At 66.4% G+C, this 23678-nt stretch carries 18 protein-coding genes; 12 read left to right on the plus strand and 6 right to left on the minus strand.

Annotated features, from left to right (window positions below):
- Positions 1–106: 106 nt before the first annotated feature.
- Entirely contained in the window at positions 107–2386 is a 2280-nt protein-coding gene (locus tag BFD71_RS01805; protein WP_069261554.1) for a hybrid sensor histidine kinase/response regulator, read from the minus strand.
- Positions 2387–3001: 615 nt separating this feature from the next.
- Between BFD71_RS01805 and BFD71_RS01810 the strand changes: the two genes are divergently transcribed.
- From BFD71_RS01810 to BFD71_RS01845, 8 genes are all read left to right on the plus strand, one after another.
- Positions 3002–3370: a response regulator gene (locus BFD71_RS01810; RefSeq protein ID WP_028202798.1), complete on the plus strand. Its 369-nt coding sequence runs from the start codon at positions 3002–3004 to the stop codon at positions 3368–3370.
- Complete coding sequence (locus tag BFD71_RS01815; protein ID WP_069261555.1) at positions 3363–3986, plus strand: chemotaxis protein CheC; 624 nt, start codon at positions 3363–3365, stop codon at positions 3984–3986. The genes BFD71_RS01810 and BFD71_RS01815 overlap by 8 nt, the downstream gene beginning before the upstream one ends.
- Positions 3983–4927 carry a sensor domain-containing diguanylate cyclase gene (locus BFD71_RS01820; protein WP_069261556.1) on the plus strand — a complete coding sequence of 315 codons (945 nt, stop codon included), beginning with the start codon at positions 3983–3985 and terminating at the stop codon, positions 4925–4927. Before BFD71_RS01815 ends, BFD71_RS01820 begins: the two co-directional genes overlap by 4 nt.
- A gap of 280 nt (positions 4928–5207) precedes the next feature.
- The gene (gene hpnD, locus BFD71_RS01825; protein ID WP_069261557.1) at positions 5208–6059 is read left to right on the plus strand and encodes a presqualene diphosphate synthase HpnD; all 852 of its coding nucleotides are present in this window, start codon (positions 5208–5210) and stop codon (positions 6057–6059) included.
- Entirely contained in the window at positions 6059–7327 is a 1269-nt protein-coding gene (gene hpnE, locus BFD71_RS01830) for a hydroxysqualene dehydroxylase HpnE (RefSeq protein WP_069261558.1), read from the plus strand. The genes hpnD and hpnE overlap by 1 nt, the downstream gene beginning before the upstream one ends.
- Positions 7324–9342: a squalene--hopene cyclase gene (shc, locus tag BFD71_RS01835; RefSeq protein WP_083244994.1), complete on the plus strand. Its 2019-nt coding sequence runs from the start codon at positions 7324–7326 to the stop codon at positions 9340–9342. Before hpnE ends, shc begins: the two co-directional genes overlap by 4 nt.
- A gap of 53 nt (positions 9343–9395) precedes the next feature.
- Positions 9396–10061 (plus strand): phosphorylase, encoded by a 666-nt coding sequence (locus BFD71_RS01840; RefSeq protein WP_069261869.1) that lies wholly within the window; start codon positions 9396–9398, stop codon positions 10059–10061.
- A gap of 117 nt (positions 10062–10178) precedes the next feature.
- On the plus strand, positions 10179–10664 hold the full coding sequence (locus BFD71_RS01845; RefSeq protein WP_069261559.1) for an acyl-CoA thioesterase: 486 nt from the start codon (positions 10179–10181) through the stop codon (positions 10662–10664).
- A gap of 103 nt (positions 10665–10767) precedes the next feature.
- On the opposite strand, the gene BFD71_RS01850 is transcribed toward BFD71_RS01845, so the two are convergent.
- Positions 10768–11814, minus strand: coding sequence for an MlaA family lipoprotein (locus tag BFD71_RS01850; RefSeq protein ID WP_069261560.1), 1047 nt, complete (start codon positions 11812–11814; stop codon positions 10768–10770).
- Positions 11811–14438, minus strand: a complete 2628-nt coding sequence (locus tag BFD71_RS01855) for an MMPL family transporter (protein WP_069261561.1) — start codon at positions 14436–14438, stop codon at positions 11811–11813. The genes BFD71_RS01850 and BFD71_RS01855 overlap by 4 nt, the downstream gene beginning before the upstream one ends.
- 243 nt (positions 14439–14681) lie before the next feature.
- On the opposite strand from BFD71_RS01855, the gene BFD71_RS01860 reads away from it, so the two are divergent.
- Positions 14682–15290 carry an MlaC/ttg2D family ABC transporter substrate-binding protein gene (locus tag BFD71_RS01860; RefSeq protein WP_069261562.1) on the plus strand — a complete coding sequence of 203 codons (609 nt, stop codon included), beginning with the start codon at positions 14682–14684 and terminating at the stop codon, positions 15288–15290.
- 67 nt (positions 15291–15357) lie between these two features.
- Here the strand turns inward: BFD71_RS01860 and BFD71_RS01865 are convergent, their stop codons facing one another.
- Both BFD71_RS01865 and BFD71_RS01870 read right to left on the minus strand, forming a co-directional pair.
- Positions 15358–16023 (minus strand): response regulator, encoded by a 666-nt coding sequence (locus BFD71_RS01865; protein WP_069261870.1) that lies wholly within the window; start codon positions 16021–16023, stop codon positions 15358–15360.
- A 2-nt stretch (positions 16024–16025) separates the two neighbouring features.
- A complete protein-coding gene (locus BFD71_RS01870; RefSeq protein WP_069261563.1) occupies positions 16026–17516 on the minus strand; it encodes a cache domain-containing protein in 1491 nt (496 codons plus the stop codon).
- 340 nt (positions 17517–17856) lie between these two features.
- Here BFD71_RS01870 and BFD71_RS01875 point away from each other — a divergent pair, with 340 nt between their 5' ends.
- The 3 genes from BFD71_RS01875 to BFD71_RS01885 all read left to right on the plus strand — a co-directional run bounded on the left by BFD71_RS01875 (position 17857) and on the right by BFD71_RS01885 (position 22440).
- Entirely contained in the window at positions 17857–19944 is a 2088-nt protein-coding gene (locus BFD71_RS01875) for a carbon starvation CstA family protein (protein WP_069261564.1), read from the plus strand.
- A 26-nt stretch (positions 19945–19970) separates the two neighbouring features.
- A complete protein-coding gene (locus BFD71_RS01880; RefSeq protein WP_069261565.1) occupies positions 19971–20177 on the plus strand; it encodes a YbdD/YjiX family protein in 207 nt (68 codons plus the stop codon).
- Between the two features lie 289 nt (positions 20178–20466).
- Positions 20467–22440 (plus strand): SMP-30/gluconolactonase/LRE family protein, encoded by a 1974-nt coding sequence (locus BFD71_RS01885; RefSeq protein WP_069261566.1) that lies wholly within the window; start codon positions 20467–20469, stop codon positions 22438–22440.
- Positions 22441–22516: 76 nt separating this feature from the next.
- Here BFD71_RS01885 and hpnH read toward each other — a convergent pair whose 3' ends face one another.
- Positions 22517–23668: an adenosyl-hopene transferase HpnH gene (gene hpnH, locus BFD71_RS01890; protein WP_028202781.1), complete on the minus strand. Its 1152-nt coding sequence runs from the start codon at positions 23666–23668 to the stop codon at positions 22517–22519.
- Between the last annotated feature and the right edge of the window lie 10 nt (positions 23669–23678).

Below are 23678 nucleotides of genomic sequence, written 5' to 3' on the forward strand. Positions count from 1 at the left end.
TCGTGCATCGGTTGGCGCATGCTGCGCGCGACGTCTAACCGCCTGATTCTGCGGGTCGTGCTGGCTGTCGCAAGCCTCGTGCCGCGAAGCGTGTTCCTGCGACTTGTCATGCTCGCGGGCTCGGGAGCGTCGCATCGTGTTCGCGCTTCGCGCGCGCCTGGCGGTCCTCGCGAATCGCCTCGAGCATCTTCTCCAGCAGCGCGATGTCGAACGGCTTCGATAGCACACGCACATCGGCATTGCGCGTGCGCTCGAGCTCCTCCGCATAGCCTGTCACGAGGATCACGGGCAGGTCCGGCTCGAGCCCCTGCAGCGCCTCGGCCAGATCGATGCCGTTCATCGTCCCCGGCATGTGGATGTCGGAAAGCACGAGGTCGAAGCGCGGCGTGGGCTCGCCCTCGGCAGGCGGCGCTTCGACCCGTTCCAGCGCACTCGCCGCGTCGCTCGCGCAGGTCACGCGGTGGCCCATCATCTGCAGGAGCGCCTCGGTGCCGGCCGCGACTTCGTCGTTGTCCTCCACGAGCAGCACGTTCAGCCCATGCTGCACCTCGGCGCTCTCCTCGCGCGGCTCGCTCGGACGCGGCGCGGGCGGCTCGGCGAGCGAGCGCGGCAGATACAGATGCACCGTCGTGCCCGCGCCGATCGCACTGTCGATCGCGGCGAGTCCGCCGGTGCGCTCGCAGAACGCAAACACCTGCGGCAGTCCGAGACCGGTGCCCGTGCCCTTCGACTTGGTCGTGTAGAGCGGCTCGAACGCGCGCGCGAGCACGTCCGGCGGCATGCCCGTGCCGGTGTCTTCGAGGGTGACGTGCACGAAGTCGCCGTCGAGCGGGAAGCCTTCGTCGGGCCGGAAGCTGATGTTGCGCGCGCGCACCGTGAAGCGGCCGCCGTTGGGCATCGCGTCGCGCGCGTTCACCGCGAGATTGATGAGCGCGAGCTCGAATTCGGCCACATCGACGAGCACGGGCCACACGTCGTCGTCGACTTCGACGATGAGCGACACCTTCGCGCCCAGCGACGCGCGCAGCAGTTCGCGGGCCGCCGGCAGCCAGCGCCCGACGTGGATCGTCTCGTTGCGCAGCGGCTGCTTGCGCGCCACGCCTAGCAGTTGGCGCGTGAGCGACTGGCCGCTCTTGAGCGCGCGCTCGACCGCCGAGAGTTCGCGCTCCAAACCCGCCGCGCCGCGCCGCCGCGCGATCTGCACGTTGGCCGAGACGATCATCAGCAGGTTGTTGAAGTCGTGCGCGACGCTGCCCACGAGGTTGCCGAGCGCTTCCATCTTGCGCGACTGCCGGTAGGCGGATTCGATCGAGCGGCGCATCGAGGCTTCTGCCTGCCAGCGCTCCCACGCCTCCTCTTCGGCGGCGAGGCGCCGCAGCGACAGCCAGATCACGCACCAGAGGGCAATCGACGGCGTGAACATCGAGATGATGAGCACGCTCAGGTGCCGGTACCACGCCGCCCAGATCGCCGGCGTGCGATACGCGCAGGTCACGTAGACGGGGTACGCGCCCACGCGCCGGAACGCGAGGATCACGTTGCTGCCGAGCAGCGCGGAATGCATGCGCACGACACCCGACTCCGTGCCGCGCTGGAGCGCGGCGCCCAGCGGCGAGTGCGGCGTGATCGTGGGCCCGTCCACGCGCGGCGGCGGATCGAAGGCGAGGATCGTGCCGTCGCTGCGCACGAGGCCGAGCGACATCGGCGAGCCGGGGCCGAGCAGGTCGCGGTAGAACGAGCTGAAATAGCCGGGGCGCAAGGCGACCGAGACGAGACCCGCGAATCCGCCGGCTTCGTCGAGGCGCGCCACGCCCATGTTGAACACGGTCTCGCCGCTCACCTGGCCCTGCATCACACGCGAGACGTGGTCGAGCACGCGGCCGTCGCGGATGCCGGCGAAGTCGTCGCGCGAGGCGATCGAGATGGTCGGCGGCGGCGAATAGCGGCTGCTCGCGAGCAGGTCGCCGTTAGTGCCGAAAATCGACACCGCGGCCACTTGCGGATAACCGCCGCCGATGGCATCGAGTTTCTCGTGGATCTGCGGCTCGCTGGCGCGGATGCCGTCGTCGTTCAGATCGCGCACGAGGTCGACTACGCGAGCATCGAGCGCCTCGTTCATGTCGAACACCTTGAGCGCGTGCTCTTCGGCCACGCGCACGGTGCGCAGCGTGGTGTCGGTGGCGTCGGCTTCGCGCGCGCGCAAGTCGTTGTACGCCATGGCGGCGACGTAGAGGCACGGCAGCACGATCGCCGCGACGAGCAGCGCGAGCAGCGTGCGCCGGCGTACCGTGAAGTCGTGGCCCGGCGCGGCCGGAAACGGCGCGTCGTCGGCAGGGGGTGGCTGGGGTATGCGTTCGTCTGGCCGCTCGGGCCGGTCAGCAATCATCGTACGGAAAAGCAGGGAAAAGGCGGCGGGCAGTCGACATGATAAACGACCGCGATGACGCCCCGACGGCCAGCGCATACCCGGTGCGCCGCAAGCATCGCCGGTCAGGCAGGCCGCCAGGGGTTTTCTCTCGCTGAATGCCGAATTCGCGAAAATCGGCGAAGCGCAAACGTACCACAAAGGGATAATCAACGTTCTTTATTTAAGGGATGGATAATTTATTTCCATAAATTAGCCAGAATGAGTCGATTTTGTTCGTCGAATGATTAACGGCGAGTTGCATTTGATTCAATTTGATTCGAGAATCCCGGACACGATAAATAACGCATTCGCATGAACGCCACGCTCGCCATTACGGCGGATGGCCATGCTACGGGGTGGCTGCAGGCATGCAGACGAGGGCCTTCACACCGGCGCACGGGTTGCCGGTAGCCATTGGGCAACGGCGCAGCCATGCGCGTTGCGTCGGCGCGCCAGCGCGCGGGTCCGTTTATGCGTTACGAATTATTCGGCCCGGTTCGCATTTTTCTTTGAAGTCTCCCTAAAGTAATTGCCCGCTCCGCCGTTAATCCGTCGAAACGCACTCCGTCCAACGCACACTCATTCAGCATATCCATGTCCTTGCCCATCGTGATCGCCGATGACTCGCTGTTAGCCCGCAAGGTGCTCACGAAGGCGCTGCCCGAGGACTGGGACGTGGCGATTTCGTACGCGTCGAACGGACACGAAGCGCTTGCCCATTACCGCGCCGGTCGTGCGGCTGTGATGTTCCTCGACCTCACGATGCCCGACCTGACGGGCTTCCAGGTCCTCGAAGCGTTGCAGCACGAAGACCTGAACACGTTCGTGATCGTCGTTTCCGCGGACGTCCAGCCTCGTGCCCGCGAGCGCGTGCAGGCACTCGGCGCGGCGGCGTTCGTCGCAAAGCCGGTAACCCAGGAGGCGCTGCTGCCCATCCTGAAGGAGTACGGGTTGTATGCCTGATCGAGTGTTCACGGAACTCCAGCGCGACGCGCTGCAGGAGATCGCCAATCTCGGCATGGGGCAGGCCGCGACGCGTCTGTCGGCGCTGCTCAACGCCTTCATCGAGTTGTCGGTGCCGCGCGTGCGCGTGGTCGCCGTCTCCGAGGCCGCGGCGGCGCTACGCGAGATGACCGGTATCGACGGCCCGGTTGCGGCCGTGCGCCAGGGCTTTCGCTCGGAAATCAAGGGCGAGGCGCTGGTGATCTGCCGAAGCGGCGAGATCGCCGAACTTGGCAGCCTGGTCGGCGGACCTTACGCGACGATCGGCGACGATGCCCTCACCGAGGAAGAGCTGATGTTCGACGTCGCCAACGCGCTCACGGGCGCGTGCGTGTCGTCGATGCTCGACCAGCTCGGGCGCATGCCAGTGTTTTCGCAGCCGGGCCTGCTCGGTGAGGCGATCATGCTCGACGAGGTGTTCCAGCCGGGCCTGCTCGCCTGGGACGTCGCGCTACTCGTCGAAGTCAATTTCGCGCTGGAAGACCAGCGCTTTCGCGCCCACCTCGTCATGCTGATGGCCGAGGAGTCGATCCATGTCGTGAGCCGGGCCATCGACGCGTTGTTACATAGCCTATGAACGAGCCAGCCGGGTTGCCAACACTAGCGGACCTCGTTGTCGAACGGGTGGGCTTCGGCATATTCGTGGTCGATCGCGACATGAACGTGCTGAGCTGGAACCGCTTCATGCAGGATCACAGCGGCGTGACCGCCGAGGACGTGATCGGCCGCTCGATCTTCGAACGCTTCCCGGACCTGCCGCGCGCGTGGCTCACGCGCAAGGTGGAAAGCGTGTTCCAGCTGGGCAGCTTTGCGTTCAGCTCGTGGGAGCAGCGCCCGTATCTGTTCCAGTTCGACCATGACCGGCCGATCACGGGCGGTGTGGACTACATGCAGCAAGACTGCACCTTCATGCCGCTCATGCGCGGGCGCGACGTAGTAGCCGTGTGCGTGACCATCTCCGATGTCACCCACGTGAGCGTCATGCAGCGCGAGCGCGAGGACGCCGTGGCGAAGCTGCGCGAATACGCCGACCGCGACGGTCTCACCGGCATCGCGAACCGGCGCTTTTTCGAAACGCGCCTCGCCGACGAATTCCTGCGCTGGCAGCGTTACGGCGGCGAGCTGTCGATGCTGCTGTTCGACCTCGACCACTTCAAGCGCATCAACGACGAATTCGGCCATGTGGCCGGCGACACGGTGCTGCGCTCGATGGCGCAGCGCGTGTCGGGCGTGGTGCGCAAGCAGGATGTGTTCGGCCGCTTCGGCGGCGAGGAATTCGCGCTGCTCCTGCCGTGCACGCCGCTCGACGACGCGCTCTACGTCGCGGAGAAGATCCGCCGCACGATCGCCGACGAGCCGATCGAGGTGCAAGGCGTGATCGTGCCCGTGACGGCCAGCGTCGGCGCCGCGACGGCGCGCACGGGTGCGCCCGACTACGAAGGCATGATCAACGAGGCGGACGCCGCCCTCTACACGGCGAAGCGCCAGGGGCGCAACCGCTCGGTCGCGCTCGCCTGATCCGAGTCGGGCGCAAACGGCTCCCGCCTCAATCCGGCTCATCGCCCCATGCTCCGGGGCTGCGCGGCCATGCCTCCACTGCGGTCCCCAGGCGCTGACGGCCCTGCGCGGGTTGCCCAAAGGTTGATATACTTTTGCCCGTTTCCGGCCTTGCACGCCTCCCGGCAAGCAATTTAAGGGTCGGGTGCCTCGCGCGTGTCCGCGCGCGCGGGCGACCCGCGGCAATGCGGGCCCGAATAGAGTCGAACGCCCGGTGAGGGCGCCCCCAGCGGAGATCGTCTTGGCTGTTTCCAATCTCGTCGTCGACGATACACAACAAACCGACGCTGCCGCCGCTTCGTCGGGCAGCTCGTTTTATCTGGCGATGCGGATCCTGCCCCCTGCGCAGCGCGACGCCATGTATCAGGTCTACGCCTTCTGCCGCGCTGTCGACGACATCGCCGACAGCGACCTGCCCCGCGCCGAGCGCGCGGCGGGGCTCGACCAATGGCGCGCCGACATCGACGCGTGCTATGCGGGCACGCCGCGCGCCTCGCTCGCGGCGCTCACGCGCCATATCCATACGTTCGGGCTGCAGCGCGCAGATTTTCACGCGATGATCGACGGCATGGCCATGGACGCCGCCGAGGACATCTGCGCCCCCGACGAGGACACGCTCGACCTGTATTGCGACCGCGTGGCGAGCGCCGCAGGCCGGCTGTCGGTGAGAATTTTCGGGATGCAGGAGGAGCCGGGCCGCTTGCTGTCGCACCATCTGGGGCGCGCGCTGCAGCTCACCAACATTCTGCGCGACATCGACGAAGACGCGGACATCAACCGCTGCTATCTGCCGCGCGAACTGCTCGCGCGCGAAGGGATCGCGGCGGGCAATCCGCACACGATCGCCGCCGACCCGTCGCTGCCGCGTGTGTGCGAGACGCTCGTGCAGCGCGCCCGCGCGCACTTCGCGCAGGCCGACGCGATCATGGACGCCGCGCCGCGCGCGCAGGTGAAAGCGCCGCGCATCATGTCGGGCGTCTACCGCGTGCTGCTCGAGCGCACCGTGGATCGCGGCTTCGACCTGCCGCGCACGAAAGTCAGCAAGCCGCGCGCACGGCTCATGTGGATCGTCGCGCGTTACGCGCTGTTCTGATGCCTCGGCTAGTCCACGTCATCGGCGCTGGGCTTGCGGGCCTCGCGACGGCCGTGCGGCTTCAGCGGCGCGGCGTGCAGGTGGCGCTCTACGAGGCCGCCAGCCAGGCAGGTGGACGCTGCCGCTCGTACTACGACCGCACGCTTTCGGCGACGCTCGACACGGGCAATCATCTGGTGCTGGCGGGACATGCGCGCACGCTGGAGTACGTGCGCACGATCGGCGCCGGCGACGCGCTCTCCGGCCCCACCGAGCCGGGCTTCGCGTTCATGGATATCGCCGCGGGCTCGCGCTGGACGGTGCGCTTCTCGCGTTCGCGCATGCCGTTCTGGATCGGCGACTCGCGCTCGCGAGTACCGGGTACGCGCGCCGCGGACTATCTGGGGCTGCTGCCGCTTCTGTTCGCCAAGCCGGGCCGCACGATGGCGCAGACCATGCGCTGCGAAGGCGTGCTGTGGGACCGGCTGCTGCACCCGTTCTTTCTCACGGCGCTCAATGTCGAGCCGCGCGTGGGCAGCGCGGAGCTGGCGGGCGCGATGCTGCGCGAGTCGCTCGCGGCGGGTGGCGAGTCGTTCCGGCCACTGGCGGCGCGCGGGGGCCTTTCCAGCGCATTCGTCGATCCGGCCTTGCGCATGCTTCAGCACGGCGGCGCGGCGATCCGCCTCGACTCGCCGCTCAGGGAGATTGAGTACGACGACGCGGCGGGCCGCGTCTCCGCACTCGATTTTCCAGACGGGCGCATCACGCTCGCAGCCGACGAGGCGGTGGTGCTGGCCGTGCCCGGCGCGGCCGCCGCGGCGCTCGTGCCGGCGCTGCAGGCGCCGCAGCGCCACAATGCGATCGTCACCGTGCACTACGCGGTGCCGGCGCCGCCGGGCCTCGTGACGCCGATGGCGCTCGTCAACGGCACGGCCCACTGGCTGTGCACGGCCGAGGGGCGCCTGTCGGCGACGATCCACGACGCGCACGGCGTGCTCGACCTCGACCCCGAGGAGATCGCGCGCCGCGTGTGGACCGACGTGGCCGAGGCGGCCTCGCTGCCGCTCGAGCCGATGCCTGCCTGGCGCGTGTGCGCCGACGCGCGCGCGACCTTCGCCGCGGTGCCCGACGAGGAATGGCGCCGGCCCGCGACGCGCACGCGCTGGAACAATCTGATGCTTGCAGGCGACTGGACGGCTACCGGTCTGCCCGCGACGATCGAAGGAGCGATCCGCTCGGGCCGCAAGGCCGCCGAGCTGCTCCTGACCGAAAATTTGGAACGTAGATGAACGATTTATCCCAGGACACGCTCGGCGTCGCCACGCCGGGCGTGGCGATGCCCACTCCCACGTTTGCCGAAGAGACGGCCGCACCGCTCGCCATGCTCGACGCCGCCGTCGTGCGCGCGACCGATGCGATCCTCGCCGACCAGCGCGCCGATGGCCATTGGGTCTACGAACTCGAAGCGGACGCCACGATCCCGGCCGAATACGTGCTGCTCGTGCATTACCTGGGCGAAACCGCGAACCTCGAACTCGAACAGAAGATCGCGCGCTACTTGCGCCGCATCCAGCTGCCGGACGGCGGCTGGCCGCTCTTCACCGACGGCGCGATGGACGTGAGCGCAAGCGTGAAGGCTTACTTCGCACTCAAGATGATCGGCGACGCCGAAGACGCCGAACACATGGTGCGGGCGCGCGAGGCGATTCTCGCGGCGGGCGGCGCGGAGCAGGTCAACGTGTTCACGCGCATCCTGCTCGCGCTGTTTGGCGTGGTGACGTGGTACGCAGTCCCGATGATGCCCGTCGAGATCACGTTGCTGCCGCAGTGGTTCCCGTTCCATCTGTCGAAGGTGTCGTACTGGGCGCGCACGGTGATCGTGCCGCTGCTCGTGCTGGGCGCGAAGCGTCCGGTGGCGCGCAACCCGCGTGGCGTGCGCATCGACGAGCTGTTCCGCGGCGCGCCGGTGAGCGTAGGCCTGAACGCCCGCTCCCCGCATCAGAGCAAGGGCTGGTTCGGTTTCTTCCGCGCCGTGGACGGCGTGCTGCGCGTGACCGATCCGCTCTTTCCGACCTACCTGCGCCAGCGCGCGATCGACGCCGCGGTGGCGTTCGTCGACGAGCGCCTGAACGGCGAGGACGGTCTGGGCGCGATCTTCCCGGCCATGGCCAACGCCGTGATGATGTACGACGTGCTGGGCTATCCCGCCGATCATCCGCACCGCGCGATCGCACGCCAGTCGCTCGAAAAGCTGGTGACGGTCCACACGGAGGAAGCGTACGTCCAGCCCTGCCTGTCCCCGGTGTGGGATACGTCGCTGGCGGCGCACGCCCTGCTGGAGACCGGCGACGCGCGCGCCGCGGATGCCGCGCGCCGCGGTCTCGAATGGCTGCGTCCGCTGCAGATTCTCGACGTGCGCGGCGACTGGATCTCGCGCCGCGAGGCCGTGCGTCCGGGCGGCTGGGCGTTCCAGTACGCGAACCCGCACTACCCCGATGTCGACGACACGGCCGTGGTCGTGGCCGCGATGGACCGCGTGGACAAGCTCGACAACACGAATGCCTACGACGCCCCGATCGCCCGCGCGCGCGAATGGGTGGTCGGCATGCAAAGCAGCAACGGCGGCTGGGGCGCGTTCGAGCCGGAGAACACGCAGTACTACCTGAACAACATCCCGTTCTCGGACCACGGCGCACTGCTCGATCCGCCGACCGCCGACGTCTCGGGCCGCTGCCTCTCGATGCTCGCGCAGCTCGGCGAGCTGCCGGCCGCGAGCGAGCACGCGCGCCGCGCGTACAACTATCTGCTCGAAGAGCAGGAAGCCGATGGCAGCTGGTACGGTCGCTGGGGCATGAACTACATCTACGGCACGTGGACGGCGCTGTGCGCGCTCAACGCGGCCGGTCTCAGTCACGACGACCCGCGCATGAAGCGCGCGGTGCAATGGCTCGTGCAGATCCAGAACGACGACGGCGGCTGGGGCGAAGACGGCACGAGCTACAAGCTCGAATACCGCGGCTATGAGCGCGCCACTAGCACGGCTTCGCAAACGGCCTGGGCGCTGCTCGGCCTGATGGCGGCGGGCGCGGTCGATCATCCGGCGGTGGCACGCGGCATCGAGTTTCTGCAGACAACGCAGCAGGAACATGGCCTCTGGGACGAAACGCGCTTCACGGCCACGGGCTTTCCGCGCGTGTTCTATCTGCGCTACCACGGCTATCGCAAGTTCTTCCCGTTGTGGGCGCTCGCGCGCTACCGCAACCTCAAGCGCGCGGGCATGACGCGCGTCACGGTCGGTCTGTGAGCGCGGCGGCCGGGATCAAGGCGCGCGCCCTGCCCGTGATCGCAGTAACGGGCATGGCCTTCGAGGCGAGCATTGCCGCGGGCAAAGGCCAGGATGGCGTACGCGCCGTCTATGCCGCGCGCGCCGATCTGCTGCAGAGCGCGCTTGCGGCGGCGCTCGAGGACGGCGCGGCGGGCATCGTCAGCTTCGGCACGGCGGGCGGACTTGCACCCGATCTCGAGCCTGGCACGCTGGTGATCGCGCAAGCGATCGAAGGGCCGTTCGGGCGCGTCGCGACCGACGCCGCCTGGAGCGCACGCATGGCCGACGCGCTGACGGCCTCGCCGCTCGCCGCGAAAACCCGGCGCGGCGTGGAGGCAGCCGTTGCCGCGCCGCTCACCGGTGCGGCGGACAAGGCCGCGCTGTTCAGCGCGTGCGGAGCGCTCGCCGTCGATATGGAATCGCACCTGGCCGCCGCCGCCGCGGCCGCGCATGGCGTGCCGTTCGCAGTGTGCCGCGCGATCGTCGATCCGGCGTGGCGCAGCCTGCCGAAAGCGGCCATGGCCGGCTTGCGCGATGACGGCACGACGGCGGTGCTCCCGGTCCTGCGCGAACTGGCGCGCGACCCGGCCCAACTGGGCGGCCTGCTGCGCGTGGCGGCGGACGCGAAAGCGGCACGCCAGTCGCTGAGCGCCGCGCGGCAGGTGTTGACGGCCACCGGCGCTTTTTTCCCGAAATGACCCTGCCGGGTTATTGAAATGCTAGGGTAAACCCCTATCTCTGGTAACATCTCGGTGTTAACCCTAGGTTCGTTCCGGCGAGCTGGGGACAAATCACATATCGGGGAGTGGCCAGCCATGAATTTTCATACTCGCAAGTGGGTCAAGCCTGAAGACCTGAATCCGAACGGCACGCTGTTCGGCGGCAGCCTGCTGCGCTGGATCGACGAAGAAGCGGCGATCTACGCGATCTGCCAGCTCGACAATCAACGCGTGGTGACCAAGTTCATGTCGGAGATCAACTTCGTGAGCTCGGCGCGTCAGGGCGACATCATCGAGCTCGGCATCACGGCCACGGATTTCGGCCGGACGTCGATCACGCTGCGCGCCGAAGTGCGCAACAAGATCACGCGCAAGAGCATCCTGACGATCGAAAAGATGGTGTTCGTGAACCTCGGCGCCGACGGCGTGCCGGCCCCGCACGGCCGCGAGCGTATCCGTTACGCCGACGAAGCCTACGAGCGCTATCGCCAGACCGTGCAGACGACGGCGGATGCCACGGCGCTGGCGGCGGCGAACGAGGCCGAACGCCAGGCCGAGAGCGAGGACGCTTCGGTGCATTGAGCGGTGCTCGCGACACGATAAAAAACCCGGCAACCTCGAAAGGTTGCCGGGTTTTTTGCATTGATACGCCGCCCGCCCGCAAACGGGGGGCCCTTTGTTGCGTTCAGGGCGCCGATGCGGGCTTCACAGGCGCTGCCGTCGCACCCGAAGCCGCGACAGGCGCCGATGCGCCCGCCGGTGCGGAAGCGGCCGCCGCGGCTACACCCGCCGTGCCGGCCGCCGCAGCAGCACCCGGACCCGCGCCAGCCGCGGCCGCACCCGTCGTAGCAGCCCCGGTAGCGCCCGTCGCGCTCCCCTCGCCAGGATCCTCGTAATTCGGCAGACCATTGTTCGAAGCGCCGGGGGCCGCCGTGCCACCTGCACCGCCCGACTCGCCCGGGTCTTCGTAATGGGGTGCCCCGTTCTCGTTCGGTGCGGCCTCGCCGCCCGGCTCGCCGTAATCGGGCAGCGGCGCATTGTTGCCCCGCGAGCCGCGGATCAGCGATTCGCGCTGCTGGCGGTAGGCGTCGCGCACGAACGAATACGGGTCGAGTGCCGCCTGCTTGAGCAGGTCGGTTGCGCCGAGCAGGTCCGCACGCGCGCTGATGAACTGCGCGAGATACATCGGGTTGCGCACCGCCGGCTCGAAGTAGTTGATGACGTTGAACTTCACGTCCACGGCCATGCCGATGCCGTCGCGCACCGAACTGGGCCCGAACAGCGGCAGCACGAGATACGGGCCGGCCGGCATGCCGTAGTGGCCCATCGTGAGGCCGAAGTCCTGATGGTGCTTGGGCAGCCCCGCCAAAGTCGCGAAGTCGATCAGGCCGCCCAGACCGAAGGTCGTGTTCATCGCGATGCGCATCAGATCCTGGACGGCGTCGGTGATCTTCAGCTGCAGCACGTTGTTTGCGAAGTTGTCGACGTCCCCGATGTTCGAGAAGAAGTTCGTGATCGCCTGACGCAGCGGCTGCGGCGTCACCTTCTGGTAGCCCTTGGCAACCGGCTGCGCGACGTAGGTATCGAGTTTGTCGTTGAACGTGAAAATTGCGCGATTCGCGGGCTCGAACGGATCGCCCGGTTTGCGGTCGGGGCCCGTGGCGCAACCCGACGTCACGAGGAGCGCCAGGCTCGCCGCCGCCATGGTGAGCGCGGCTTGATTCTTCTTCATTGGTCGATCCCCTGAGTTTCCGATCTCGCGCGTTTTGCGCGCGGCTTGCCCATCAGCACCGGCTGGAAGACCACGGCGCCTATCAGCGTACAGAACAAGGACAGTGCGAGCAGCTTGCCCATGCTCGACGTGCCCGGATGATGCGATAGCCACAGGCTCCCGAACGCCGTGGCGGTGGTCGCGGCGGAAAAAAGCACCGCGTGTGTGAGGCTCGAATGCAGGAGGCCGGTCTGCCCCGCGCGCCAGGCCATCACGAAGTAGATTTTGAACGCGACGCCGACGCCGAGCATCAGGGGAAGCGCGATGATGTTGGCGAAATTTAGCTGAATTCCGAAGACGACGCACAATTCGAGCGTAACGAGCGCCGATACCAGCAGAGGAATGATCGTGCGCAGCACGTCGCCGAAATTGCGCAACGTGATCCAGAGCAGCGCCGTGATGAGCAGCACCGACCACCCCGCTGCCTGGAAGAACGCGAGGATGATCACGTTCGCCGAGTGCAGGATCGAGATCGGGCCGCCGATCGCGTTCGGCTCCGCCGCCTTCACCGCGTGTGCGAAGCGCGCGAGCATCACATCGTCGTTGGGATCGACGCCCGGCGGCACGCGCGGCGCGACGTCCACGATCGCCTGGCCGGTCGGCGCCACCCAGTCGCGCGCCATCTCGGGCGGCAGGTTTTCCCGCGTGATCTCCGAGGGCTGCAACAGGCGCGCGAGCTGCGCGAAGGCGAGCCTGAGCGTGAGGCTGAAGGCGGTTTCCGCGCGGTCGCGCGTGGCCGGGCTCGCGTTCGCGAGTTTGTTGAGCGAGTCGGACAGATGCTTCGCCTCGGCCGCGCCCGGCCCCGGGTGGTCGCTCGCGGCGAGCGAAAGTTGGTTGGCCGCGCGCTTGAGCGTCTGTACGCGCACTTCGTCGGTCACGGGAGAGGACGGCTGCTGCGTGAGCGCGGGCAGAAGCTGCTGCGCGGCGCTCGAGATCAGCATGAGCTTTTGCTGCTGATCGTCGGGAATCAGCGAACTGAGCGTGGTGGCGCGAGCGACTTCGGGCAGCTTCGAGAGCCGCGCGGCGATCTTGTCGGCTTCTTCGAGCGACGGCGCGAGCACGCTTACATCGTTGATCGAGATGACGGGCGAGTTCTTGAGCGCCAGCAGCGTCGCCATCGACTCGGTATGCGGATCCTTAAGATGCAACGGATTGAAGTCGAAGCGCAGATGCAGCAGCAACGGCGTCGCGCCCACCACGATAATGAGCGTGGTGATCAGCACGGGCTTGCGATGCTCGGCGAGCCATTTGTCGACGGGCGCGAGGAACGCGAAGCCCGGCGAGGCGCGCTCGCCCCTGGGATTGAACACGCGGATGAGCGCCGGCAGCACCGTCATGTTGCACACGTATGCCACGAACATGCCCACGCCCGCGATCTGCCCGAGTTCCGAGAGGCCCTTGTAGGCGGTCGGCAGGAAGGAAAAGAAACTTTCGGCCACGGCGATCGCCGCGAGCGTGAGCGGCACGCCGATGGTCCGCGCGGTCTTGAGGAGCGCGGCGTCGAGCCGCTCGTCCTGGAAGCGCTCCTCGCGATACTTCACGCCGAACTGCACGCCGAAGTCGACGCCTAGCCCCACGAACAGCACCATGAAGGCGACCGAGAGCATGTTGAACGAGCCGATCATCATGAGGCCGAGCGCGGCCGTGATGACCAGACCGACCACGAGTGTGATGAGCGTTGCGCCGATCAGCTTGCCCGAGCGCAGCGCGAGCCACAGGATGGCGAGCACGACGATGATCGTGATCACGCCGTTGAGCGCGGCGCCGTCCTGCACCGAGGCGAATTCGTCGTCGGCGAGCGGCTGTTCGCCCGTGAGGCGCACGCGCGCGCCGAATTCGCTGTCGAGATGAAGCGAGGCGGCGGTCGCGCGGATCGCTTCCGACGCGTTTGCGCCTGCCTTGAGCGCGCCGAAGTTAAGCACCGGCTGCACGGTGATGAAGGCGAACGCCGGCTTCGTCGCCGCGTCCTTGTCGACGAGCGCGCGCCACGAGAACGCCGCGGGCTTGCCGGCGAGCACCTCGTCGACGACGGTGGCGGCGCTGCCGAGCAGATTCGCCATTTGCGGCAACTTGATCTGGCCGATCGTGAGCGGCAGTTGCAGCGTGGTCGTGAGCGTGCCGGCCAGACCCGCGAGACTCGGATCCTTCGCGAGCTGGTTCACGAGCGGGCGCGCCTGCACGAGCTGGCCCGTGGTCGAGAGCACCGTGGCCGTGGACGGGAACAGCAGGCCGTTGTGCTGGAAGAACGGGCCGCCCGCGGGCTGCGAGACGGCGCTGAATTCGCGCGAGTCGGCCTTGAGCGCTTGCGCGAGCTTGTCGGCGGCGGCGTCGGCGAGTTCGGGCGCGTCGGCTTCGACGACCACGAGCAGCGAGCTCGCGCGCTGCGGGAACGCCTTGTCCTTGGCTTCGCTCAACGCGGCCCATTCGGCCGTGTTTTCGACGAGACCGCTGACGTCGGTATTGATCTTGAAATGCCTCGCGACGTACACGCCGGAGAGCACGGCAAGCACGATCGCAAGTGTGATCACCCACGCCGCGCGGCGCACCGACCAGGCGACGAGGCTAATGATGAATGGCTTCAGCATACAGGCGAGGGGGCCCTGTCAATTAGGTTCTTTGACGCGAAACGCACAAGTATACCGGCCCCGCCCGTCCCGGCGCGGGTCTTGCACACCTGGGCTCGAGGCGGCGCCCCGGCAGCGCATCTGCCAAAGCCGTTATACTGGCTCAGCCGGCGGCGCGAAGGTTACGTGATTGCACTTGCACTTAACCGCACGCACTGAGTCGCACTGTACCGGCGCCTGAATTTCACTGTTCCAGAAGAGCGTATGAAACGTTACCTGACCGCATTTTTCGTCGCCGCCTGTTTCACGGGCGTTTCGGGCGCCGCGCTCGCGCAGACCTCGCCGGACGCCATCGTCAAGGCCGCCGTGGAAGGCACCGTGAAGGCGATGCAGGCCGACCCGCAGGCCCGCGGCGGCGACATGAACAAGATCACCCAGGTGGTCGAGACCCATTTCGTTCCCGCCACCGACTTCAAACGCACCACGCGGATCGCCGTTGGCAAACCCTGGGCGACGGCCACGCCCGAACAGCAGCAGAAGCTGTATGAGCAATTTCAACTCCTGCTCGTGAAGACGTATGCCTCGTCGCTCTCGCAACTTCGTGATACCCAGGTGACCTTCAAGTTCGCACCGTCGAACACGGGTGCCGGCGCGAAAGACACCGTGGTGCAGTCGCACGTGATCAGCAACGGCGGCGACGACGCCATCGACTACCGTCTCACGCAAACACCCAACGGCTGGAAGATTTACGACATCAACATGATGGGCGCCTGGCTGATCCAGGTCTACCAGACGCAATTTGCCGACCAGATCGCCAAGGGCGGCATCGACGGCCTCATCAAGTTCCTCGTCGACCACAACGCGCGCAGCTGATCGTCGATCGGTGGTTGTACACGCATTGCGCATTGACGGGCACTCCGGGTAAGCCGGAGCGCCCGTTTCACTTTCTGCGGTGCTCCACCGCGAACTTGATCAACTCCGCCTGCCCTTCGATCTCCAGCTTGCGCTTGAGGTTGAGCCGGTGCGTTTCCACCGTGCGCACCGAAAGTCCCTCGCGCTGCGCGATCTGCTTGCTCGAGAGTCCTTGCGCGAGCGCGTCGAGAATGTCCCGCTCGCGTGGCGTGAGACGCTCGACGGGTGTGCTGCGCGCCGACGCCTGGATCATGCGCGCACTCAGGCCCGCGCTGAAATACGTACGCCCGGCCAGCACCGCCTCGATCGCGCGGATGATCTCGGTGGCCGGCGAATCCTTGAGCACGTAGCCGCTTGCGCCCGCGCGCACCGCCTCGGTCACGTATTCGACGTTGTCGTGCATCGACAGCATCAACACGCGGATGGCCGGAAAGCGCTCGTGGAAAATGCCCGCGAGCGCAATGCCGTTCACGCCGGCCATGCCCACGTCCATCAGCACGAGATCGGGTTCGAGCGACGCGGCGAGCGCGATGGCCTCATCGGCGTTGCCGGCTTCGCCCGCCACCTCGAATCCCGGCACGGCCTCGAGCCGTGCGCGCAGGCCGTCGCGCACGAGAGGATGGTCGTCCACGAGGACGAGCCGCGCGGGTTTGGCGCCCGGGCTGGTCGAATGGTTCACGTTTGCATTCGTCATCGTCATTTCGGTGTTCCTGATACAGCGGCTTTGGATGCTGCATTGGACGCTGCATTGGACGCAATAGGCACCCACGCGGTGACGAGCGTATGGCCGGGCTGCGAGGTGATGTCGAGGCGCCCGCCGAGCGACTCGAGGCGCTCGCGCATGTTGCGCAGGCCCAGACCCGCGCGCGGGTCGGCCAGCGCGTGCGCCACGTCGAAGCCGCGGCCGTTGTCGGCAATGCCGAGTGTCACGCCGCTCGCGGCGACCTCCAGCGTGAGCGCGGCGCGCGCCGCTTGCGCATGCCGCACGATGTTGGTGAGCGCCTCCTGAGCAATGCGAAAGAGCACGGTGTTGACGGCGTCCGGCAGCGCGGGAACTTGCGCCTTTTTGCTCGCCGGTTTCGGCGCGGTTTGCGTGAAGGCGATCTCGATGCCCGTTTGCTCGGCCATCTCGCGCGTGAGTTGCTCCAGTGCGGCGGCGAGGCCCAGGTCGTCGAGCATCGAGGGGCGCAGGGCGTGCGAGATGCTGCGCACTTCACGCAGCGTGTCGGACAGCCGTGAGAGGCCGGTGGCGAGTGACGCTTCGGCGGCGGGCACGCGCGTTTCGCCGCGCTCGAAGCGAGCCAGCGCCGACTCCAGCAGCAGCTTCACCGAAACGAGCATCTGGCTGATGCCATCGTGCAGTTCGCGCGAAAGCCGCGCCCGCTCCTGCTCCTGAGACTCGACCACCTGTTGCGCAAGGCGCTTGAGTTTGGCGTCGGTGCTGCGGTGCTCGCTCACGTTGAGCACGAGCGCACCGAGCGCGATCACGAGCACGCCCGCGAGTGCGATCGCGCCGAGCCACTGAATGGTGTGCTCGATATTCGCGGAGGCGCGCTCGTCGATGTGCGCGAGCGTCGAATCGACGTCGTCGAGATAGATGCCCGTGCCGATCATCCAGCCCCAGCGCGGCAGCGGCACGACATAGCCGAGCTTGGGCGCGAGCCTGCCCGTGGACGGCCGGTGCCACATATAGCGCACATAGCCGCCGCCGCGCTGGGCCGCGGCAATCAGTTGCTGGATCGTGAGCGCGCCCTGCGGGTCGCGCAGATTCCAGAGATCCTGCCCGACGAGCGCGGGCTCGCGCGGATGCATGAGCGAGCGCCCGTGCATGTCGTAGACAAAGAAATAGCCATCAGGGCCGAAGTCCATCTTCTGCAGCACGGCTAGCGCGGCCAGCTGGCGGTCGGCTTCGCTATCGGGTGCGGGCAACGCGTCGCTGGCGCTTTCCTCGGGCGCATAGAGCGGCGCGATGGCGCTCGTGGCCAGCTCCACGTAGTGGCGCAGCTCGATTTCCTTGCTCGACATATACGCGCTCTGCATCGTCGCGTGCTGCGTTTGCGCGAGCTGCGTGGCCTGCTGGCGCACACCGATCCCGATGCCGGCAATCGCTGCGAGGAACGGCACGACGGCGAGCAGGAAGATTTTCGTCTTCAGGCGGCGGTCGGCAAAGAAAAATGGGGCGGGCATGACGGTGTTCGGAAGCTGAGTCTGCAAGCATAACCGGGCGCGCGCGGCGCAGGCGCCAAATTCACGCGCCGCGCGAGAGAGTGTCCTTGCGCGACACCCTGCGCGGCGGTCCGCGATTATCGTTGCGCGCGCAACGAATTGTTGCCTTCCCTACGTAGTTCTACGTAGCGCGCTTACGTAGTTGTCCGGTTGTGGCTGACGGTCTGAAAGCGAATACTACCGCCCACGACATGGCGCAATGCGTCATGCATGCGCCGCCATCGCCACGATGCTGTGGACGGCGCGCAAGGGTCCGGTTCCGATGCCGGACACAAAGCTAAAAACATAACGGAGACACCGCATGAGTCGGACATCCAGTTTTGTCGTCTGGACGCTGGTCGCGCTGCTTGGCGCGTTCGCGTTCGGTACCATCGCGCTCGCGCACGGCGAGCGAATCAGCGCACTGTGGATCGTGATCTGCGCCGTGTGCGTCTATCTGATCGCGTATCGCTTCTATAGCCGCTTCATCGCCACGCAGGTCCTGCAGCTCGACGGCCTGCGCATGACGCCGGCTGTGCGCCACAACGACGGGCTCGACTACGTGCCCACCAACAAGTTCGTACTGTTCGGCCATCACTTCGCGGCGATCGCGGGCGCGGGTCCGCTCGTGGGCCCGGTGCTGGCCGCGCAGATGGGCTACATGCCCGGCATGCTGTGGATTCTCGCGGGCGTGGTGTTCGCGGGCGCCGTGCAGGACTTCGTGGTGCTGTTCCTCTCCACGCGCCGCGACGGCCGCTCGCTCGGCGACCTCGTGAAGATGGAACTCGGTCCGGTGCCCGGTGTGATCGCGCTGTTCGGCACCTTCCTCATCATGATCATCATTCTCGCGGTGCTCGCGCTGATCGTGGTGAAGGCGCTCACGAACTCGCCGTGGGGCACGTTCACGGTGGCCGCGACGATTCCCATCGCGATCTTCATGGGCCTGTACGTGCGTTACATCCGTCCGGGCAAGATCGGCGAGATCTCGATCATCGGTTTCGTCCTGCTGATGGCTTCCATCGCCTTCGGCCAGCACGTGCACGATTCGCCCACGCTCGCCGCCTGGTTCACGTTCACGGGCACGCAGCTCACCTGGATCCTGATCGGCTATGGCTTCGTCGCTTCGGTGCTGCCGGTGTGGCTGCTGCTCGCGCCGCGCGACTACCTTTCGACATTCCTCAAGATCGGTACGATTCTCGCGCTTGCGATCGGCATTCTGATCGTCGCGCCGGAACTGAAGATGCCGGCCTTCACGAAGTTCATCGACGGCACGGGCCCGGTCTGGTCGGGCAACCTGTTCCCGTTCCTCTTCATCACGATCGCGTGCGGCTCGGTGTCGGGCTTCCATGCGCTGATCTCGTCGGGCACGACGCCCAAGCTGCTCGATAACGAAACCAACGCGCGCTTCATTGGTTACGGCGCGATGCTGATGGAATCGTTCGTCGCCATCATGGCGCTCGTGGCCGCTTCGGTGATCGAGCCGGGTGTGTACTTCGCGATGAACGCGCCGCTCGCCGTGCTCGGCACGACGCCGGACGCGGTCGCGCAAACCGTGGGCCACTGGGGCTTCATGCTCACGCCGGAGATGCTCACGCACACCGCGCAGGCCGTGGGCGAAACGACCATCGTCGCGCGCGCCGGAGGCGCCCCGACGCTGGCCGTGGGCATGGCGCAGATCCTGCACCAGGTGGTGGGCGGCGAGGCGATGATGGCGTTCTGGTATCACTTCGCCATCCTCTTCGAGGCGCTCTTCATCCTGACCGCCGTCGACGCGGGCACGCGCGCGGGCCGCTTCATGCTGCAAGACCTGCTCGGCACATTCCACCCGTCGCTCAAGCGCACGGAATCGCTGCCGGCCAACCTGATCGCCACGGGCTTGTGTGTGGCCGCATGGGGCTACTTCCTCTATCAAGGCGTGGTCGATCCGCTCGGCGGCATCAATACGCTGTGGCCGCTCTTCGGTATCTCGAACCAGATGCTCGCCGGTATCGCGCTCACGCTCGCCACCGTCGTGCTCTTCAAGATGAAGCGCGAGAAGTTCGCATGGGTCACGGCACTGCCCACGGTGTGGCTCCTCATCTGCACGCTCACGGCGGGCTGGCAAAAGATTTTCGACAGCAACCCGAAGGTGAGCTTCGTCGCGCACGCACAGAAGCTGTCGGCGGCGATCGCGGATGGCAAGATCGTCGCGCCCGCGAAGTCGCTCGAGCAGATGCAGCGCATGGTCTTCAACGACTACGTCGATGCCGCGCTTTCGGGCCTGTTCATCTTCGTCGTGGTGAGCATCGTCGTGTATGGCCTGATCGCGATTGCGCGTGCTCGCCGCATCGACCGTCCTACCGTGCAGGAAACGCCGTATCAGGCGATGCCGGCTGGCGGCGCGGCGGCCGTGACGAATCGCGTGCATTGAATCGACGTTATTGAACGGAGCACATCATGTTCTCGGGACTTCGCGACAACGTACAGACCGCCGGGCGCTATCTCGGCCAGGCCATGCGTTTGATGGTCGGTTTGCCGGACTACGAGGGCTACGTCGCGCATGCGCGCGAGACGCATCCCGAGCGCCCGGTCATGACCTACGAGGAGTTTTTCCGCGAGCGGCAAAATGCCCGCTATGGGTCGGGCGCGGGGAAGTGCTGCTGACTCCCGACTGAGCGGATACGTTCGGCAAGAAGCGCGACGGCGAAGGCCGTCGCGCTTTTTTTACGCCTGTAATCTTCGCGGCTCGGCGCGCGCTCAAAAAAAACACTCAATTCCCGCAGTGTGGCTGCCGTTAACTCTGACGAAGTTCCACACCAATTCGACGCATGACGCCGCGCGCGGCGGCGCGCACGGATTCGAATCGTCGGGAATCGGCCTGCGGGCTTGCCCCGTGGGCAACACGGCATTTTCAACAATCGCACCGTAAGGTGTGCGAATCAAAGAATCTTTCATGATCTTGCATCGAATCGGCGCAGCCTGGCTGGCGGCCGCTCTCACCGCAACGGTTACGCCCGTTTGCGAAGCGCAATCCTCCACCGACTGGATTGCGAACACCTACGGCGCCAACGCGACGCACGTGGGCAATGTGGCCCGCTCGATGTGGGTCGCGCCCGAAGGCGTCATCTATACCTCGTCGATGTGGGATGAAAACGAAGGCGGCGTGGCGATCTACCAGAACGGCCAGAGTCTCGGCTCGATCGGCGGGCATGGCGACTTCCAGGGCGGCGCGATCACGGGCAACACGACTTCGCTGTTCGTCGCGATGCAGTACAACGCCACGTATGGCAGCGGCAACGTCGGGCGCTACAACCGCACGAGCGGCGCGCGCGACCTGCTGATCCCCGTGAGCGCCGATACGACCGAAAAGCTCGCCGATGTCATCACCGGACTCGCGACCTCGGGCTCGCTGCTCTACGTGAGCGATTTCCCCGGCAACCGCGTGCGCGTGTACACCACGGACGGCGTCTGGCAACGCGATATCAGCGTGGCGTGCCCGGGCGCGCTGACGCTCGACGCGGGCGGCAACCTCTGGGTCGCCCAGAAGAGCGCGGGCGCGGTGCTCGAATTCAGTGCCGGCGGTCAGCTGCTGAATACCATCCAGCTGGCGTCCACGGCGCGGCCGTCGTCGCTGTATTTCGATGCGCAGACCTCGCAGTTGATGATCGGCGACTCGGGTCCCGACATGAACATCAAGACCTTCAGCGTAGCGGGCACGCCTTCGCAAACCGGCACGTTCGGCGTGCTGGGCGGCTATCTCGACACGACCACGGGCGTCAAGGGCCAGGTGGGCGACAAGCGCTTTACGCGCGTGGTCGGTATCGGCAAGGATTCCGCGGGCATGCTGTACGTGCTGAACAATCCGTGGGGCGGCTCGTGGGACCTCGGCCGCAACGGCGGCACCGATCTGCAGGCTTACGACGGCACCGGCACGCTGCGCTGGAAGCTCCAGTCGCTCAACTTCGAAGGCAATGCGGCGCCGGATCCGGGCACCGACGGCGCGCTGTTCTACGGCGGCATGAATATCTATTCGGGCACGGCCGGCGGCACCTTTGTGGCCAACACGATCGACCCGATAACGTATCCGTCCGATCCGCGCATCAATCTCGCCGATGCCGGTCGCGGCGACCATTTCGCGCAGGTGGCGAGCGTGAGCGGCAAGCGCATTCTCGTGGCGGCCGGCCAGAACCCCGATACGTTCTACTTCTTCCACTTCAATGCGGCGAGCGGCTATATCGCCATTCCGGATTACACGCTGCCGGGGGCGGCGTTCAGTACGACGGCCCCGGTGCGCAACGGCTTTTGTCTCGACAGCAAGGGCGACCTGTGGGTCGGCCTCGACAAGACCAACGTCATTTCCCACCACCCGCTGACCGGCTTCGACTCGACCGGCAAGCCGACCTGGGGCGCCGCGATCACCACGCCGATTCCTGCCACGATCTCGCGGCTCACCCGCATCGCCTACCTGCCCGAAAGCGACACGATGATCCTCACGGGCGAGGACGCGAGCGTGACCGACTGGACGGCGGTCGGCACGCGCGTCGAGGTGTATCGCGGCTGGCTCGCCGGCAATACGAGCGCGCCGAATCCGGTGATCACGCTCACGAGCGCGAATCCCAAATCGATAGCGGCCGCCGGAAACTATCTGTTCGTGGGCTACGTGCACACCGTGCCGAACATCGATGCGTTCAACCTCACCACGGGCGCGATCGACACGACGCTCATCAACAGCAACCCGAACGCGGTGTACGTGGGCAACGACGTGGATTCGATGTACGGTCTGCGCGCGTATCTGCGCTCGACGGGTGAGTATGTCGTGACGAAGGATAACTACAACGCTTCGAGCGCGGTGGTGTACCGGTGGACGCCGGCAGCGGCGAGCACGGCCACAGCGAATGCGACGGTGTCGCCGTTCAGTGCGAAGTGACAAAAAAGACAAAGGGCGCAACGGCTAGAACCGTTGCGCCCTTTTTGCGTTTCATCCGCCCTTGGCGGAAACCGCTTTAGCTAGCTGCGACCGTAACCGGCTTCTTGGTCTTGGCCGAGTTCTTGATCTCTTCGAGCTTGATCTCGACGTGACGCGAGAACACGTATTCAGCCGGACGTGCGCCTTCGAGCGGGATGTCCTTCGCAAACGCGCCCGTCGTGCGCGGGCCCGAGAGGGCGATGCGCGCGGCCTTGAGCGGATGTGCGACCGTGTCCATCACGGCGGTGGCCTCGAAGCCGCAGTGGACCATGCAGTCCGCGCACTTCTCGTACTTGCCCGTGCCGTATTTGTCCCAGTCGGTCGTTTCCATCAACTCCTTGAAGGTCTTCACGTAACCTTCGCCGACCAGATAGCACGGCTTTTGCCAGCCGAACACCGTACGCGCCGGGTTGCCCCACGGCGTGCACTGGTAGCTCTGGTTGCCGGCCAGGAAGTCGAGGAACAGGCTCGACTGGCTGAACGACCACTTCTTGCCGTTGTTGCCGCGCTTGAAGATTTCGCGGAACAGGTTCTTGGTCTTGTCGCGATTCAGGAAGTGCTGCTGGTCCGGCGCGCGCTCATACGCATAGCCCGGCGACACCGTGATGCCGTCCACGCCGATCTCGCCGACCGTGTCGAAGAACTTCGCCACGCGCTCGGGCACGGCGTCGTTGAACAGCGTGCAGTTGATGTTCACGCGGAAGCCGCGGCGCTTGGCTTCCTTGATGGCCGCGACGGCCTTGTCGTACACGCCTTCCTGCGAGACCGAGTGATCGTGCGCTTCGCGGTCGCCGTCGAGGTGCACCGACCAGACGAAGTACGGGTTCGGCTGGTAGTCGTCCATCTTCTTTTCCATGAGCAGCGCGTTCGTGCAGAGATACACGAACTTCTTGCGCGCCATGATGCCCTTCACGATCTGCGGCATTTCCTTGTGCAGCAGCGGTTCGCCGCCTGCGATGGAAACGACCGGCGCGCCGCACTCGTCGACGGCTTCGAGGCATTCCTCCAGCGACAGGCGCTGGTTCAGGATGGGATCCGGATAGTCGATCTTGCCGCAGCCATTGCAGGCGAGATTGCAGCGGAACAGCGGCTCGAGCATGAGCGCGAGCGGGTAGCGCTTGTTGCCGCTGAAATGCTGGCGGAAGATGTACGAGCCAACGCGGACTTTTTGTAGCAGCGGAATAGACAAAGCGTGTCCT

Source organism: Paraburkholderia nodosa, from assembly GCF_001718195.1.
GTDB classification, from domain to species: Bacteria; Pseudomonadota; Gammaproteobacteria; order Burkholderiales; family Burkholderiaceae; genus Paraburkholderia; species Paraburkholderia nodosa_A.

Excerpts from the sequence above, each read along its gene's own strand:
- BFD71_RS01805 (WP_069261554.1), bottom strand. The coding sequence starts at position 2,386 with ATGATTGCTGACCGGCCCGAGCGGCCAGACGAACGCATACCCCAGCCA.
- BFD71_RS01810 (WP_028202798.1), top strand. The coding sequence starts at position 3,002 with ATGTCCTTGCCCATCGTGATCGCCGATGACTCGCTGTTAGCCCGCAAG.
- BFD71_RS01815 (WP_069261555.1), top strand. The coding sequence starts at position 3,363 with ATGCCTGATCGAGTGTTCACGGAACTCCAGCGCGACGCGCTGCAGGAG.
- BFD71_RS01820 (WP_069261556.1), top strand. The coding sequence starts at position 3,983 with ATGAACGAGCCAGCCGGGTTGCCAACACTAGCGGACCTCGTTGTCGAA.
- hpnE (WP_069261558.1), top strand. The coding sequence starts at position 6,059 with ATGCCTCGGCTAGTCCACGTCATCGGCGCTGGGCTTGCGGGCCTCGCG.
- shc (WP_083244994.1), top strand. The coding sequence starts at position 7,324 with ATGAACGATTTATCCCAGGACACGCTCGGCGTCGCCACGCCGGGCGTG.
- BFD71_RS01840 (WP_069261869.1), top strand. The coding sequence starts at position 9,396 with ATGGCCTTCGAGGCGAGCATTGCCGCGGGCAAAGGCCAGGATGGCGTA.
- BFD71_RS01845 (WP_069261559.1), top strand. The coding sequence starts at position 10,179 with ATGAATTTTCATACTCGCAAGTGGGTCAAGCCTGAAGACCTGAATCCG.
- BFD71_RS01850 (WP_069261560.1), bottom strand. The coding sequence starts at position 11,814 with ATGAAGAAGAATCAAGCCGCGCTCACCATGGCGGCGGCGAGCCTGGCG.
- BFD71_RS01855 (WP_069261561.1), bottom strand. The coding sequence starts at position 14,438 with ATGCTGAAGCCATTCATCATTAGCCTCGTCGCCTGGTCGGTGCGCCGC.
- BFD71_RS01860 (WP_069261562.1), top strand. The coding sequence starts at position 14,682 with ATGAAACGTTACCTGACCGCATTTTTCGTCGCCGCCTGTTTCACGGGC.
- BFD71_RS01865 (WP_069261870.1), bottom strand. The coding sequence starts at position 16,023 with ATGACGAATGCAAACGTGAACCATTCGACCAGCCCGGGCGCCAAACCC.
- BFD71_RS01870 (WP_069261563.1), bottom strand. The coding sequence starts at position 17,516 with ATGCCCGCCCCATTTTTCTTTGCCGACCGCCGCCTGAAGACGAAAATC.
- BFD71_RS01875 (WP_069261564.1), top strand. The coding sequence starts at position 17,857 with ATGAGTCGGACATCCAGTTTTGTCGTCTGGACGCTGGTCGCGCTGCTT.
- BFD71_RS01880 (WP_069261565.1), top strand. The coding sequence starts at position 19,971 with ATGTTCTCGGGACTTCGCGACAACGTACAGACCGCCGGGCGCTATCTC.
- BFD71_RS01885 (WP_069261566.1), top strand. The coding sequence starts at position 20,467 with ATGATCTTGCATCGAATCGGCGCAGCCTGGCTGGCGGCCGCTCTCACC.